This is a genomic window from Nitrospirota bacterium (assembly GCA_040757335.1).
Classification (GTDB): domain Bacteria; phylum Nitrospirota; class Nitrospiria; order 2-01-FULL-66-17; family 2-01-FULL-66-17; genus JBFLXB01.
The window spans coordinates 36,517-51,333 of the sequence record JBFLXB010000017.1 but is presented as its reverse complement, the minus strand read 5'-3'; the positions used below and the strand labels follow the sequence as shown (position 1 = coordinate 51,333).

The 14,817-nt window shown below is 63.9% G+C and carries 14 protein-coding genes; 10 read left to right on the top strand and 4 right to left on the bottom strand.

Annotated features, from left to right (window positions below; all coding sequences use genetic code 11):
* The first annotated feature begins 7 nt into the window (after window positions 1–7).
* The 9 genes from AB1451_10370 (at window position 8) to AB1451_10330 (ending at window position 9,871) form a co-directional block, all read left to right on the top strand.
* Window positions 8–1,957, top strand: a complete 1,950-nt coding sequence (locus AB1451_10370) for a heme lyase CcmF/NrfE family subunit (protein MEW6683308.1) — start codon at window positions 8–10, stop codon at window positions 1,955–1,957.
* Entirely contained in the window at window positions 1,954–2,514 is a 561-nt protein-coding gene (locus tag AB1451_10365) for a redoxin domain-containing protein (GenBank protein MEW6683307.1), read from the top strand. The genes AB1451_10370 and AB1451_10365 overlap by 4 nt, the downstream gene beginning before the upstream one ends.
* A complete protein-coding gene (locus AB1451_10360) occupies window positions 2,508–2,969 on the top strand; it encodes a cytochrome c-type biogenesis protein (protein ID MEW6683306.1) in 462 nt (153 codons plus the stop codon). Before AB1451_10365 ends, AB1451_10360 begins: the two co-directional genes overlap by 7 nt.
* A gap of 16 nt (window positions 2,970–2,985) precedes the next feature.
* Window positions 2,986–3,903, top strand: coding sequence for a tetratricopeptide repeat protein (locus AB1451_10355; protein ID MEW6683305.1), 918 nt, complete (start codon window positions 2,986–2,988; stop codon window positions 3,901–3,903).
* 116 nt (window positions 3,904–4,019) lie between these two features.
* Entirely contained in the window at window positions 4,020–4,388 is a 369-nt protein-coding gene (locus AB1451_10350) for a KGG domain-containing protein (protein ID MEW6683304.1), read from the top strand.
* A 268-nt stretch (window positions 4,389–4,656) separates the two neighbouring features.
* A complete protein-coding gene (locus AB1451_10345) occupies window positions 4,657–6,924 on the top strand; it encodes a CHASE2 domain-containing protein (GenBank protein ID MEW6683303.1) in 2,268 nt (755 codons plus the stop codon).
* Window positions 6,925–7,064: 140 nt separating this feature from the next.
* On the top strand, window positions 7,065–8,201 hold the full coding sequence (locus AB1451_10340; GenBank protein ID MEW6683302.1) for a FecR family protein: 1,137 nt from the start codon (window positions 7,065–7,067) through the stop codon (window positions 8,199–8,201).
* Between the two features lie 35 nt (window positions 8,202–8,236).
* Window positions 8,237–9,328, top strand: coding sequence for a hypothetical protein (locus AB1451_10335; protein MEW6683301.1), 1,092 nt, complete (start codon window positions 8,237–8,239; stop codon window positions 9,326–9,328).
* 57 nt (window positions 9,329–9,385) lie between these two features.
* Complete coding sequence (locus tag AB1451_10330) at window positions 9,386–9,871, top strand: hypothetical protein (GenBank protein ID MEW6683300.1); 486 nt, start codon at window positions 9,386–9,388, stop codon at window positions 9,869–9,871.
* A 31-nt stretch (window positions 9,872–9,902) separates the two neighbouring features.
* On the opposite strand, the gene AB1451_10325 is transcribed toward AB1451_10330, so the two are convergent.
* Both AB1451_10325 and AB1451_10320 read right to left on the bottom strand, forming a co-directional pair.
* Window positions 9,903–10,517, bottom strand: a complete 615-nt coding sequence (locus AB1451_10325) for a DNA-3-methyladenine glycosylase 2 family protein (GenBank protein ID MEW6683299.1) — start codon at window positions 10,515–10,517, stop codon at window positions 9,903–9,905.
* Window positions 10,518–10,522: 5 nt separating this feature from the next.
* Window positions 10,523–11,056 carry an SRPBCC family protein gene (locus tag AB1451_10320; protein ID MEW6683298.1) on the bottom strand — a complete coding sequence of 178 codons (534 nt, stop codon included), beginning with the start codon at window positions 11,054–11,056 and terminating at the stop codon, window positions 10,523–10,525.
* Between the two features lie 72 nt (window positions 11,057–11,128).
* On the opposite strand from AB1451_10320, the gene AB1451_10315 reads away from it, so the two are divergent.
* Window positions 11,129–11,536: a VOC family protein gene (locus AB1451_10315; protein MEW6683297.1), complete on the top strand. Its 408-nt coding sequence runs from the start codon at window positions 11,129–11,131 to the stop codon at window positions 11,534–11,536.
* 14 nt (window positions 11,537–11,550) lie between these two features.
* Here the strand turns inward: AB1451_10315 and AB1451_10310 are convergent, their stop codons facing one another.
* Both AB1451_10310 and AB1451_10305 read right to left on the bottom strand, forming a co-directional pair.
* A complete protein-coding gene (locus tag AB1451_10310; protein MEW6683296.1) occupies window positions 11,551–13,539 on the bottom strand; it encodes an ABC-F family ATP-binding cassette domain-containing protein in 1,989 nt (662 codons plus the stop codon).
* An 86-nt stretch (window positions 13,540–13,625) separates the two neighbouring features.
* Window positions 13,626–14,813 carry a glycosyltransferase gene (locus tag AB1451_10305; protein MEW6683295.1) on the bottom strand — a complete coding sequence of 396 codons (1,188 nt, stop codon included), beginning with the start codon at window positions 14,811–14,813 and terminating at the stop codon, window positions 13,626–13,628.
* Window positions 14,814–14,817 lie beyond the last annotated feature (4 nt).

Sequence of the window (14,817 nt, the reverse complement as noted above, 5' to 3'; positions counted from 1 at the left end):
GCGTCCCATGATCGTCGAGCTCGGACATTTTTCCGTCATCATCGCCCTGGTCCTGTCCGTCCTCGGCGTGTTCGCCCCGCTGGTCGCGCTGCGCACGAAAAATGCCGACTGGCTCCGCGTGTCCCGCCAGGCGCTCACCTTGATCTTCGTGCTGCTCGCGGCCGGCATCGCGTCGCTGGAATACGCGTATCTGACGCGGGATTTCTCGGTAGCCTACGTGGCGTCTACCTCCAACTCCAAGCTGCCGCTCTTCTACACGATTGCCGCGTTGTGGGGCGGCCATGAAGGCTCTTTGTTGCTGTGGGTGTTCATCCTTTCGGCGTTCAGCACGGTCGCGGTGTGGTTGCACTGGCGCACCCAACCCGCGATCATGCCGTACTTGATTGCGGTGGAATCCGCGGTGATGTTCGGATTCCTCATGTTGATCGTCTTTCTGTCGAGCCCCTTCGAGCGCGTGTTCCCCCCGCCGCTGGACGGCAAGGACCTCAACCCGCTGCTGCAGGACCCCGCGATGACCATGCATCCGCCCATGCTCTATATGGGCTACGTGGGGTTCTCCATCCCCTTTGCGTTCGCGATGGCCGCGCTCTTTTCCGGTCGACTGGGTGAGGAGTGGATCAAGGTCACCCAGCGCTGGACGATCTTCGCCTGGTTGTGCCTGACCATCGGCATCATGATGGGGGGGTACTGGGCGTACTACGAGCTGGGCTGGGGCGGATACTGGGGGTGGGACCCGGTGGAGAACGCCTCGTTCATGCCGTGGCTGGTGGGCACGGCCTTCCTGCATTCGGTGATGGTGCAGGAAAAGCGGAAAATGTTCAAAGTGTGGAACCTGTTCCTGGTCATCGTGACGTTTTCACTCTCATTGATCGGCACGTTTCTGGTGCGCTCCGGCGTCCTGACCTCGGTCCACACGTTTGCCACCGATCCCGAGCGCGGGCTGTACATCCTGATTTTCCTCGGTGCGGTGCTGGGCACGGCGTTCGGGACCTTGATCGTCCGGGCCCCCAAGCTCAAAAGCCGGATCGAACTGGATTCGGTGGTGTCGCGCGAGTCGGTGTTCCTGTTCAATAACCTGTTTTTTTTGGTCGCCGCGGCCACGGTATTCTTGGGCACGCTGTACCCCCTGATGATCGAGACCTGGAAAGGCGCCAAGGTTACGGTGGGGCCGCCGTACTACAATGCGGTGTTCATGCCGATCGCACTGGGCTTGTTGTTTCTCATGGGTGTGGGTCCGTACATTGCGTGGCGCAAAGCATCGGTCGACAACCTCAAGCGAAATTTCCTCACTCCCCTGATCGTCGCACTGGTGGTCACGCTCGCGGCCTTTGCACTCGGATTTCGGAGCCCCTTCTCCCTTGCGGGCGCGTTCGTGGTCGGATTCGCGGGGTCCACGATTCTGGCGGACATTGGCAAGGTCTCGGCGTTCTTCGCGCGGCGCGATCGCGTGGACTATGTGCGGGGGTTCTACCGGGCGTTTCGCAACAATCAACGGCGCTACGCCGGCACGGTGACGCACGTGGGCGTCCTCGTCACGGTGGTGGGGATCATCGCTTCCACCGTATACCAGACCGAAAAGGTGGTTTCCGTGCGGGTCGGCGATGAGTTCGTTCTGGGCGACTACCGCGTGAAGTTGGCCGGTATCCACGACGTCCGCGGACCGAACTGGACCGCCAAAGAAGGCCGATTCGAACTGTACCGCGGCGAGGACCTGCTGACCGAGCTCAAGCCCCAGAAACGCGTGTACGAGGCCACGCAGAGCCCCACCACCGAGTCCGCGATTTACGCGATCAACATGGGCCACGTGTTCCTCACCATGCCCGAGGTTTCCCCCGAAGGCAGCGCCACGGCGCGCGGCGTCATCAACCCGCTCATTTTATGGGTGTGGGGCGGGGGCGGGATCATGGGACTGGGCATTTTGCTCAACATGTTTCGCCCACGGAGGCGCGACGAATGACGCGGGCGTGGCAGATCATCCTGGTCGGCGCCTTACTCGGCCTGTTCGCGCTGTTCTATCAAGGATTGTGGGGCAATCCCCGGTACATCCCCACGATCCTGATCGGCACACCGGCACCGGTGTTCGCGGCCCCGCAGGTGGGATCGAGCGACTCGCTCTCGCTGGACCAATTCAAAGGGAAGGTGGTGTTGCTGAACTTCTGGGCGTCCTGGTGCCTGGAATGCAAATTGGAACACAACAACCTCCTCGCGCTCAACGAGCGGTTCGGTCGGGATCCGAACTTCGTGATGTTGGGCGTCAACTACCAAGATAAGGAGCCGGACGCCCTCGAGTACCTCCGAACCTACGGATCGAATTTCCAGCATGTGCGGGATGTCAAAGGCGCGATTGCGTTCGACTACGGGGTGTACGGCGTCCCCGAAACCTTTCTGATCGATCAGCAGGGCGTGATCCGCTGTAAAACCATCGGCCCGATCGTGGGGGCGGTGTACGACAACTATGTTCAACGGGTGTTGCCTGCGCTCCTCAGCGGCTCCCCGGAGCAGGTCGGGTGTTGATCCCGTGGCGAAGCGCATGGGCGGTCGCGGGCGCGCTGGCGGTGGCGGCGTCCGTACTCGCCGCCACCGTGGATGAAAGCGATCTCGACACCCGGACCAGAGAAGTGGCCAAGACGCTCCGCTGCACCGTGTGCCAGACCGAAACCGTCTGGGAGTCCGGGTCGCCGTTTGCAGGCCAGGTCCGCGACGCAATCAGGGAACGGCTGCAGCAGGGCCAAACTCCCGACGAGATCCGCGCCTATTTCCTGAGCCGCTACGGCGATTATATCCTGATGCAACCGCCCACACGGGGGGTGAACTGGATCGTGTGGGTCGGCCCGTTCGTCCTGTTGTTCGTCGGGGGACTGATCCTGTATCGATCGCTGGCGCGCTGGGTCACGCCGTCGCTTCCCCCTCCCGCCGAGCCGCTCGACGACGCCTCGCGACAACGCATCGAGCGCGAACTGCGCTCGTGATCACGAATCCCTCCTGATGTTTTTCCTCGTCGTCGGTGTGTTGCTCGCGCTTGTGCTGACCGCACTCGCGCTGCCGTTCTGGCGACGGGATCCTGAGCCCATTCACGTTGGATACGACGCGGACCAGGATCAGGAACAAATCGACCTTGGTATCGAACGTGAAGCGTTGATTCGTTCGTTGAAAGAACTCGAGGTGGAACACGGCCAGGGACGCCTGACCGACACCGACTACGCGAGACTCAAAACCACGGACGAGCGACGGCTCCTGCAGATTCTCGACCGCTTGGAGGCGCTTGCCGGGAGCACCCCCGTCCCGCCGGACATCACGGCGCGGGTCGCCCGCCCCGGCGCTCGCGCCTGGGTGACCGCGGTCGTGCCCGCGGCGCTGGTGTTGATCGGGGCATCGGGAATCTACGCCTACATCCAGTGGCAGCAGGTGCAGAAACTAGCCGCGGTCAGCGCCCAAGCCGGAGCCCCCGGGATGCCCGACCCGCGTCAGATGGTGGCGCGGCTTGAGGCAAGGCTTCGCGCCAACCCCGACGACCTCGAAGGTCAGATCATGGCCGGGCGCTCGTACATGGCCCTCGAACGGTTTACGGACGCCGCCCAGGCTTGGACTAAAGTCCTGGAGTTGGAACCCCGCAACCACGAAGCCCACTACAACCTTGGCGTGATCCTGATCAACACCAGGAAATTCGACGATCCCGAGCTGTTCAAGACCGCGCTGGGGCACTTTGACCGGGCATTGATCAACGTGCCTATGGAACCCGCCGTGAACTGGTACCGAGGCATTGCGCTATGGTATCTCAAGCGATACCGCGAGACCGAGGAGGCCTGGAGCACGGCATCCCAGAACCTGCCCCCAGGCAGCGACGACGCCGAGTACGTGAAATCCGCGCTGGTCAAACTTCGCGCGGGTCAGGTCCCGTTCTAGCGGATCGACCTGCATACCTTGACACGGGCTCAACGGGGTTCATATCATCCCCTTACATTCCTCCCCATTGGATCCTGGTTACGGGTCGTTTCATTTCACACAAGGAGGAACACGCCATGCCCGAACTTCCCAAGAGCCGACGAGGGTTTGCCGCGATGGACGCCGTCAAGCAGCGGGAGATTGCGAGTCGCGGCGGCAAAGCCGCGCATGAGAAGGGAACGGCGCACGAGTTTAGTTCCGACGAAGCCCGCCAGGCCGGCCGCAAGGGCGGCGAAGCCGCTCACCGACGGGGTACCGCTCACGAGTTCACGCCCGAAGAAGCCCGCGTCGCCGGCCGCAAAGGGGGCGAAGCCGCTCACCGACGGGGTACCGCTCACGAGTTCACGCCCGAAGAAGCCCGCATCGCGGGTCGTAAGGGCGGGAAAGCGCGACGGTCTGCGCAAAAGAGTTCTCCGTCGGAACCACCCGGGGAGCAGGTCGCGTAGCAAGCACGTCCGGCTGCAACGCGGTCCGGTCGTGACCGACCGGTCGCGAGCCGACCATGAAACGCTCCCCGGATCCTCCGCCTGACGGTCTCGGTCCACGATGTTCCTGGTCCATCCGTTCCTCTTGTTTCTCGCGGTAACCTCCGCGCGCTCCCTGCGTTAGTCCGCCCGTCATTGCCGCGGCGCCGAGCGTCGCACCCCTCACCGCGGGTTGCCGCCTTTACAGGACCCGCCGCCTTGTTAGACTCCTCGGGTATCGAGGAGCCTGATGAACCGAAGTATCTGGGTGTGGGAGCGTATCGCAGGCGCGGCGTGGGCCGTCGTGGTCGCCGCGCTGTTTGCGTTGAGCGCGTTCGAGCGCCTCGAACTGATCACCTACGACTGGCGGCTTCGCGCGAAACCCGCCCCCCCCCGCCAAGACATCGTGATCGTCGGCATCGACAGCCCCAGCCTCAAAGCGCTCGCCGCGTGGCCGTGGTCGCGAAGCGTTCATGCCGACCTGGTCGATCGTCTCACGCGCGCCCGCGCGCGCGTCATCGCCTTTGACGTCGATTTCAGCACGCCCCGGACGCGCCGGGAGGACGCGGACCTCACACGGGCGGTCTCGCGTTCTGACCGGGTCGTGCTTGCGGCGTTCCAAGAGCACCGCGCCATTGAGGGCGGCGCCGTCGTCGAATACGCCAGCCTCCCGTATCCCGCGCTCCAGGACGCCGCCCGCGCGGTCGGATCGATCAACCTGCCAATCGACGCAGACGGCGCGATTCGACGTGCCCCGATCGAGACCCCCCTATTGGGTAGGGAGGGATGGAGCTTTGCCGTCCAGACCGCCCGTGTGTACCTCGACACTCCGGACCCTCCGCTCCGGAGCAGCTTCGGTGGATCGCTGAAGCTCGGAGGTCACCAGGCCCAACTCGGGAGGACGGACGACTTCTTCATCCGCTTCATGGGTGCGCCGGGGACGGTCCCGGTCATTTCGTTCGTCGACGTCCTCCGGGGGGCTGTTCCCGCGTCCCGTTTCACCGACAAGATCGTCCTGGTCGGCGCCACCTCGCTTGATCTACAGGATTTCCGTGTCACCCCCTTCCGCGGCGCGATGACAGGCGTCGAGATTCAGGCCAACGCGATCGCCACCATCTTATCCGGCAGAAGCCATCAGCGTTTGCCGCCGGTGTGGGTTCTCGGGTGGATGTCGGCGATCCTGCTGTGGTGGACGGGCCTGCTCCTCGCACTCCGGGTGTGGCGGCAGGCGGACGTCACGCGCCGCGCCCTGGTCATTTCGCTCGCAGGGTCGTTCACCATCGTCGCCATCGTCGTCTCGGCGGTCTTTTCATTTGGGGCGCTGGTGGTGGTCGACGTGGTCCCGCTGCTGGTCACCGGGGCGGGGCAGGTGGTCACCTCGCTCATCGCGGGGTACGTGTTCGCGGAGCGCCGCCTGGAATTCCACCGCGAGAATATCGAGGCCTTGTATCGGATGGGCGACGAGACCCGCGAGGGCGCCTCGCTCGACCGCCTGACCGACCTACTGTTCGCGCAGGCGCGCCATCTGCTCGGAGTGGATCGACTGGCCGTGGAGCTGTGGACGCCGGAAGACGGCGTCACGCGCGAGTGGCGATCGCGTCCCGTTGACGGGGAACCGCTGCCGATTCCTGCGCCCCTTTACCACGACCTTGCGGCGCGCGTTCGCACCACGGGCCTTCCCCTCACCGCGACCGATCTGGTCCTCGCGGGCCGCGCGCCGGAGACGCCTCCGCTGCGCGCCAGCCTCTTCGTGCCGCTCGTCGCCCAGAACCGGGTGATCGGCATTCTGCAGGTCCACCGTACGCGAGCGGTTCCGTTTCACGAGAGCGAAGCCAAGACGTTGCTCACGCTGGCCACGCAGGCCGCCTTGAACATCGAGAACGGCCGTTTGCTGGATGACGTCCGGAAGCTGTTTCACCGAAGTCTGGAGGCGTTTTCGACCGCGCTCGACTTCAAGGACAACGATACCGGAGGCCACTCCCAGCGCGTGGCGCTCTTTGCGCGCGAGATGGCGCGCCGAATGGGCCTGGCGGGGACCGAATCGGAGGTCATCGCCCAGGGCGCGTTGCTGCACGACATCGGCAAAATCGCGGTGCCGGATCGCATCCTACGAAAACCAGGGAAACTGACGGAGGAAGAGTGGGTGACCATGCGGGAGCATCCCGAAACGGGTTTCCGAATGCTCAAAACGATCCAAATCCCCGACGCGATCGCGTCGATCGTGCGGCAACATCACGAGCGGTTCGACGGCACGGGCTACCCGAACGGGCTCGCCGGACCCGCCATCTGTCTGGGGGCGAGAATCTTCGCGGTGGCCGACTACTACGACGCGTTGACGAGCAACCGTCCGTATCGAAAAGCGCAGCCGATCGAACGCGTGGTGGACGACATTCGGCACGCCGCTGGGGGCCAGTTCGATCCGGCGGTCGTCGACACTTTCTTGGCGATCCCGGATGAGGTGTTCAGCGACCTTCGCGCCCACATCGAGCGCGAACTCAACGACCGCCGCGCCGCCTGAATCCCTGTGTCGCCGGTTACCCACGTGAGGAATCGAGTTCACAACCTCCTGCACCTTCGCGAACAACGCGCTCCTCGCACCATCTTGTGCACGAAATATTTCCTCGGAAGGCGCGGTTGCGTCCTCAGGAGGTACTCGCTATGGACGCATATCGCAGCCCAGCACGCAGCGCCCTTGGGTTCGTCGGTGGAGCGGTCGTTCTGCTGTTGGTGGCGGGGGCGGCGCAAGCCGCCTCTCCAAACGCGCGGATCGTGAAGGCCAAAGGGACCGTGGAGATTCTCGGCACGCCGACTGGTATGTGGGTCGCCGCGGCGTCGCCGGCGGCAGTGCCTCCGGGGTCCGCGGTCCGCACCGGCCCCAAGTCGAAGGCCGTAATCGAGTTGGACGGCGCCGAGGTCATGCTGTATGAAACGTCGTTGCTTCGGATCCCCGCGGTGCCGGCTCCGGCATCCACCGCGAGCAACCCGTTGAGGCATCCGTGGTTGGAATCTGGACGTGCGCTATTCGACGTCACGCCTCGCAAGGATCGTCTTCCCTTTTCCGTCCAAACCCCGACGATCGTGGCCGGGGTGAAGGGCACGGTGTTTGAAGTGTCCTCCACCGGTACCGAAGAAGCCGTGTATGTGTGGCACGGTCTTGTCGAAGTCACTTCCCGGCTGGACGGCACGGACGTCCAATTAGTTGCCGGCGGGCAGTACACCTCGTTGGATGATCTGCGGTTGACGCCGGCCTTACCGATCCCGGACGAACGAACCCGGCCGGACGAAGTCGATATCCATCGCTCCGCGGTGGACACCGCGTCCCTCGACCGCGAGTCGTCGACCAACAGGACGATGGAAGAGTTCCCGGCTGCCCCGCCGCTCGATTCGACGCTGTCCTTGACCGCCGATGCCTGGCGCGACGCGGATCGCGCCGCGGTCAAACCCGCCTTGGACCAAGCCCTGGATTTTCAATCCGTCGTGTCCCTCGGGACGGTGCGCATCTCCAGCGATCCGCTCACGGACACGCTGTCGTCCACGACCGACACGTTGACCAACACCACTCAGACCGCGGTTGATACGTCGACCTCCACCACCTCGTCGGTCGTCGAGCCCCTCACGACCACGGTGTCCTCGGCCACCGATCCGCTCACCTCGACGCTGACGCCGGTTGTTGATCCCTTGGCGTCCACCGTGACGTCGGTCGTTGATCCGCTGACCTCCACGCTCGCACCGGCGGTCGATCCGCTCATCTCGACCGTTGAGCCGGTGATCCCGTTGAGGACGTTAGGCTTCTGAACGCACGCTGCGCAATCGGGTGGAGCGTGGCGCTCATGCTGAGCGCCACGCTCACCGGGACCCCGCAGATCCATGCAGCCTCGAAATCGTTCTCAGCGTCTTCGCTCGTCGGCGTTGACTCGAACGTCTTTCTGAGCGACACGAACCCGGCATCCGGCCAACAACCACAGAGTTCCACGTTCCTTCAGACCAGTCTCAGCGCGGAACTTGGGACTGATTCGGCGCGCACGCACCGTTTGGGGTTGTCCCTTCAGGGTCTGTACAAACACTATTTCCGATTCGGGGAGGCCGACAAATTGTTCGCCGATTCAGCGCTGGCCTACCGGTACGCGGCCGCGCCGTCGCTGCTATTCGGCGTGGTCCAAACCTTTTCCTACGCCAAGCTGCAGTTACTCGACACCGAGGGCAATACCCTGCCGCGTGATCGGTTCATCGCCTACAGCGGAGAAGTCCGCGGCTATACCCAGTGGCTCGCCGCTCGATCGCGACTGACGGTCGGCGCCGGACTACGGAAAAAGGACATCAACGAGACCGCGGACCAAGTCGCGGTAACCTTTCAATCACTCGACCATCAAGGATACTTCGCCTATCTCGACGGCATGCACCGGCTGCGTCGGGTGGACTTCGGGTTGGGGTACGAGTATACCGTACTCCACTACGACGAACTCCGAGCCGCGTTCCGCGACAGCACGACTTCGGAGGCCAACCCACTGCTCACCCTGGTCCAGCACACCGCGCGGTCGCAAGTGGCCGTTCGCCTCTCGCGGTGGGGCCGTCTTTCCCTGGACGGGCAGGCGCGATGGACGCACGATACGTTCGAAGACGAGTTGACCTACCGTCAATTCGACGTGCTACCGCGCGGCGAGTTACGTCTCCCCTTCGAGCTCCTGTTGAGCGGCGGAGCCGGCTACCGATCCCGGGTGTACGCCGAACGGCTGGGCGGCGGCCAGGGAGCTGCTGACCAACGCCGAGAACGCTTTCTCCAGGCCGATGCCTCCCTCCGGAAGTCGCTGATCGAGCACCTGTCTGTGATCGCCCAAGCACAATTCATCCGGAAGACCAGCAACGTTCCCGGGGATGAGTTCCGGGAGCAAGTCTACGCGCTCGGATTGTCTCTCGCGTTCTAGGCTCTGCCTTCTCCCAAACTCGAAAGTTGTGTTATGGTCCGGCGTCAGAACCGTCCGATGGCTACTCCTTTATTCTCACATGCGATCCAGACCGGCGTCCTGATCGCGATACTCGTCGCAGCATCCGCGTGCGGCAACTCGCTTCCCTACGTGGAAACAGCCGTCGCCGACCGCCGGGCCAACGTCCTGGGACTGGAAGCCCTCTTTCTACGTCATCTCGACGCACACCCCGAGCAATTCCCGGTCTTCATCCGCATTGTGACAGACGCCGACGAAGCCTTGCACTCCCATCGCGTGCTCACTCGCGCATCGGTGGTCCGTTGGATTGATCGGCGTGCCGAGTCCGAGGGATTCGACGAACGACGTCTGCCCGGGCTCTATTTCTTAAAGAACGTGTACTTGGCGGGCTGGAACCACGGCTACCTGAATCTTCTGGACGAGAACGACCGCGAACTGTTGTCCGATCTCATCACCGGCGTGATGGGCGCGCTGCACAAGTGCCGCACGTGCAGCACCGCTGGCGCGCATCAGCAACGGCCCTAACGCGCAGGACAACCAAGGTCCTAGATGGACGTTACCAAGGGTCTGGTTCGAGACTCGCCCACAGGTAACACGTCGCCACGGACCGATAGGGGCGCCACGGGACCGCGAGGGCTTCGATTTTGTTCGGGTCAGGAGGCTGCCGCAGGCTGTAGGCTCGTTGCACGGCTTTGCAAAACCCCAAGTCGTGGACGGGAAGGACATCCGGGCGACGCAGGCTGAAGATCAAGAACATCTCCACGGTCCAGCGCCCGATACCCTTGATCTGAGTCAGCGCCTTGAGCACCTGTTCGTCGTCCAGCCGGTCGATGCTCGCCAAGGTCACCGTGCCGTCTGCGACGCGGCGGGCGAGCCCGAGCAAATACTCCGTCTTCTGGCGCGATAACCCGACCGCGCGGAGTGATTCCGGCGTGGTGGTCATCAACCGCCGGGGGGAGAGACCTTCGGGATATTGATCACGGAGCCGTCTGAAGACAGCGCGCGCGGCGCTGACCGAGACTTGTTGGGCGATAATGGCTTCGACCAAGGCGACGAAGCGGTCGTCGCGATACCGGATCTGATACACGCCGACCTGCTCGATGACGCGGCGCAACACCCGATCCGCCCTCTTGAGATGCCTGCGCGCCGCTTGCAGCTCGCGGTCGGTCACCGGCGTCAGATCCCGCGTTCGAGCGCGAATTTGAGTTGATTCAGGCTCTCGTCGTGATGGGTGGTGACGACCGACTTCATGACCGCGGCGAGCAGGTTGCCCCACACGCCGCCCGGAGTGTGCGATTCGTTCCACGTCACGGTCGTTGCGCGTACGTCCTCGGAGGGTTTCAGCTCGATCAGCGACTGCGCGCCGCTCTGGGGTCCTCCCAGCAACTGGTAACGCAGGCGCATCGGGGGGACCACCTCGGTCAATCGAATCTCCAGATCCCATCCCCCAAACCCGTTATAGACGTGGGCGTTCGCCACGCTGCCCGTCTCCCGCCCTTCGCCCAGAGTGATCTCAAAACGTTCGATGCCTTTGATCCAGGAGGGCCACTGCTCAAAGGTCCCGACTTTGTCCCACACGCGACCCGGCGGCGCCTGGATCACCACTTGGGAGGAAACCGTATACGTGGGTTCGAACAGGAACTTCGACGCGATCAGCACAACGACCGCCAGCCCCGCCAGCCACACGATGAGTCTGACCAGTCCCCGCATAGAGACTCTCCTCTCACCACGTCACGCCCCGCGAGTGGGCCTGGGCCGAGCGGACTTTGCTATACTGCCCGCATGACAGAACCTGCTCCCGGCGCCCGGCTCCATCACGTAGCGGTGCAGACCGCGGATCTCGGCCGGGCCAGGCGGTTCTACGAAACCGCCCTGGGATGTTCGGTCATCAAGACCGAACGCACGGCCAAAGGCCGCGATATCGTCTGGCTCGCCTGCGGCGACTGCCGCATAGAATTGTACAGCGCGAAGCCCGGCCAAAGCCTGGCCGCGGGGTGGAACGCCAACGGGGTAGGCCCGCTCGCGCTGGGATTCTACGTCCGCGATCTGGACGCCGAGGTCACGCGCCTCGCCGCGCTGCAGGTGCGGATCACCAAATCGCCGTACGAGCCCGTCCCGGGCGAGCGCGCCGCCATGATCGAAGGCCCTGACGGCGAAGAGATCGTCCTGCTCGAACGGGTCGTGGCATAAGGCCGGGCGTCTCCTCACGAAGCGCCGTCGCCGGCGTTGATCAACGTTTCGTATCGCTCCTGCAGCTCGCCCCATTCCGCCGTCAACTCGTCCACGGCCTTTTGCAGGCGCGCATGTTCGTCCATCGTGGCGAAGAATGTGGGCTTGTCTTCGTAGGTGGTTGGATCCGCCAGCAGAGCCGTCAGGCGTTCGAGCTCCTTCCCCTTGTCGGCCAGCTCACGTTCGACCGCGTCCAGACGCGTCTTGAGCGGCTTGGTTTTCGAGGCCAAGCGCGCCCGCTCTTCGGCCTCAATCCGTCGTTGTTCCTTCGACTTGAACCCAGCGCGTTCGGGCTGCGCACGCATGACCTCCGGTTCCGGAGGCGGCGCGGCGGCGTGACCGTTCAGGTTCTCCACCTCCGCGGCCTGACGGGCTTTCTTGTCCAGATAATAGTCGTAGCCATCGGGATAGACAATCGCGGTCCCGTCGCGCACGTCCAAGATGGTATTGGCCACGGACTGGATGAAATGGCGGTCGTGCGTGATGAAGCAAATCGTCCCGGTGTATTCCAACAGGGCGGATTCCAACACGTCCCGGGAAGGAATGTCGAGGTGATTGGTCGGCTCGTCGAGCAATAAGAAATTCGCCGGACGCACCAGCATCTTGGCCAGCGCGAGCCGACTCTTCTCTCCGCCGGAGAGGACCGCCACGCGTTTTTTCACCTCGTCGCCGGAAAACAGGAACGCGCCCAAAATTCCGCGCAGAAACGGCTGCTCTTGGTCCGGCGCCGCCGAAATCATTTCTTCCAGCACCGTGGCTTTCGGGTCGAGCGATTCGAGCTGATGCTGGGCATAATAGGCCACGGTGACGTTCTGGCCGTATGTGACGGTTCCGGCGTCGGGAGTGAGGACACCGGCCAGCATCTTCAGCAACGTGGACTTTCCCGCCCCGTTGGGCCCCACCAGCGCGACCCGCTGCCCGCGCGTGATGATCAGATCCAACCGCTCGTAGATCACGCGTCCCGGATACGCTTTGCGGATGCCGTCGAGCGAGGCCACTTCTCGGCCGCTTCGCGGCGGTTGCGGAAAGCCGAATCGAATCTTCTTTCGTTCCGGGGGGATCTTGATGCGGCCCATCTTGTCCAGCATCTTCACCCGACTTTGGACCTGACGAGCCTTGGTGGCTTTGTAGCGAAACCGTTCGATGAATTGCTGGACCTCCTGGATACGTTTCTGCTGGTTGGCGTACGAGGCCATTAAGATCTCTCTGGCCGCTGCGCGGGCCTGGACGTATTCGTCGTAGGTGCCGGGATACGAGATGAGCTGGCCCTGATCGACTTCGACGACGCGCGAGACGAGCCGATTCATGAATTCCCGGTCGTGTGAGATCAGCACCACGGATCCGGCGTAGGCGGTCAGAAACCCTTCCAGCCAAATCACGGATTCGAGGTCCAGGTGGTTGGTCGGCTCGTCCAACAACAGCAGGTCGGGATTCTGGAGCAGGAGCTTGGCGAGAGCGACCCGCATCAACCACCCGCCGGAGAGGTGGTCCGTCGGTCGTTCGAACGCCTCCGGGCGAAACCCCAGCCCGCCGAGAATTTCCCGCGCTTGCGTCTCGACGTTGTACCCGCCCAGGGCCTCGTACCGGTGCTGCAGCTCCCCATATTCCGCCAGCAACTTGTCCAATTCCTCGCCCGACGCCTGCGCCATCTCCTGCTGGAGCACGCCCATCCGATGCTGGACACTGGTGGCGCCTGCGGCCGCGGACAGGACTTCCTGGAGGATCGTTTTGCCTTTGAGCTCGATGATCTCCTGCGGCAGGTATCCGATCACCACGCCCCGCTGCACCTGCACTTGTCCGCTGTCCGGGGCCAGCCGGCCGGCGATCATTTCAAACAGCGTGGTTTTGCCCGCGCCGTTGGGGCCGACCAGCGCGACCCGCTCGCGGGCCCCCACCTGCAGCGTGGCACCGTCGAAGAGCACGCGGCTGCCGTAGGCTTTCCGAATATCGTGAAGGGTCAACATGCGGTAGCAGTATACGGAAGCGCCTACACGGCCGCAAGGTGACGAGCCGTCGATGGACTGGCCGGCGGGGGACTTCCCCGGAGACTTTATGGCGAGACGCGGTACTGTCGGCCCCGCCACACGAGACCGCCGCGGGCGCGCGCGTGCCACGTGCTGTTGATGGCGATCCCTGCTACGACCAGGGCGCCGACCGGGATGGCGAGCGCCCACCCGCGTCCGATCCCAACCCGATGACACAGCAAGGCCCATCCCGTCAGGAAAGCCGTGAAAAGCCCCCAGGCCGCTGCGATCATGACGGGATTGGCGTTCTTGATCGTCACCCAGAATGGAACGATCACGGGCAGGACAAAAGTCGTCACGAGGTAGCCCAACAAGAGTGCGAGCACAACGAGGGGACGGTCTTGCAACAAATAGTGATCCCGCTTCCCGATAGGAACCCAGACGGGCAGCCGCAACCCTTCGTACAGGTTCTTCGACCACCCGCGCCAGATCTCGCGCAACGAATGGTACATGCGGATGGAAATGAGGTCTCGACCATCGGCGAGCCAGAGGCGGCCGCCCGCGCGTTTGATGCTCTGGGCGAGCGCGTAATCGTCAACGATCCGATCGCGAATCGCCGCGTGCCCGCCCGCCGCGTCGTAGGTCGAACGGCGCACCAGCAAGAACGCGCCAACGCCCACGCTCTGAGGGTCGGTGGGATCGTTGACCTTCGCAAAACTCACGCTGTAGAAGATGATCGAGGCCATGACCGGCTGCACCGCGCGCTCCCAGAAGCTCTGCAACTCCGCCGCCGGAAGCAGTGTGATCAGGTCGAGCCCACGGTGCTCCAGCGCGGCCACGGCCGACGCCACGGCCGCTGGCGCGAAGCGGACGTCGGCGTCGGCAAAGAGCAGCAACGAGTGCCTGGCCTGGGCCGCTCCGTGGGCCTGGGCGTGCGGCTTGCCGCACCAGCCGTCAGGCAGCGTCGGCGCGTCAAGAACCCGTATCCGGGGATCTGTGGTCGCGTAGCGCCGCGCAATGGCCGCGGTTTCGTCGACCGAGTGATCGTCAACGATCAGCACCTCGAGATCAACCCCTTGCTGGAGGAGCAATGACTCGATCGTCGCGCCCAAGCCTCGGGCTTCATTGCGAGCCGGGATGATGACCGACACGGCTGGTCTTCCGGTGGGAGACGTGGGGCCGACCCGAACGTACCCGTCGGCGCAGCGGCGGTAGTGTATTAAAAGGTGGAGGGCGTGCGCGACGAGCAAGACCAGCGCAACCGCGACCGTCACGCGC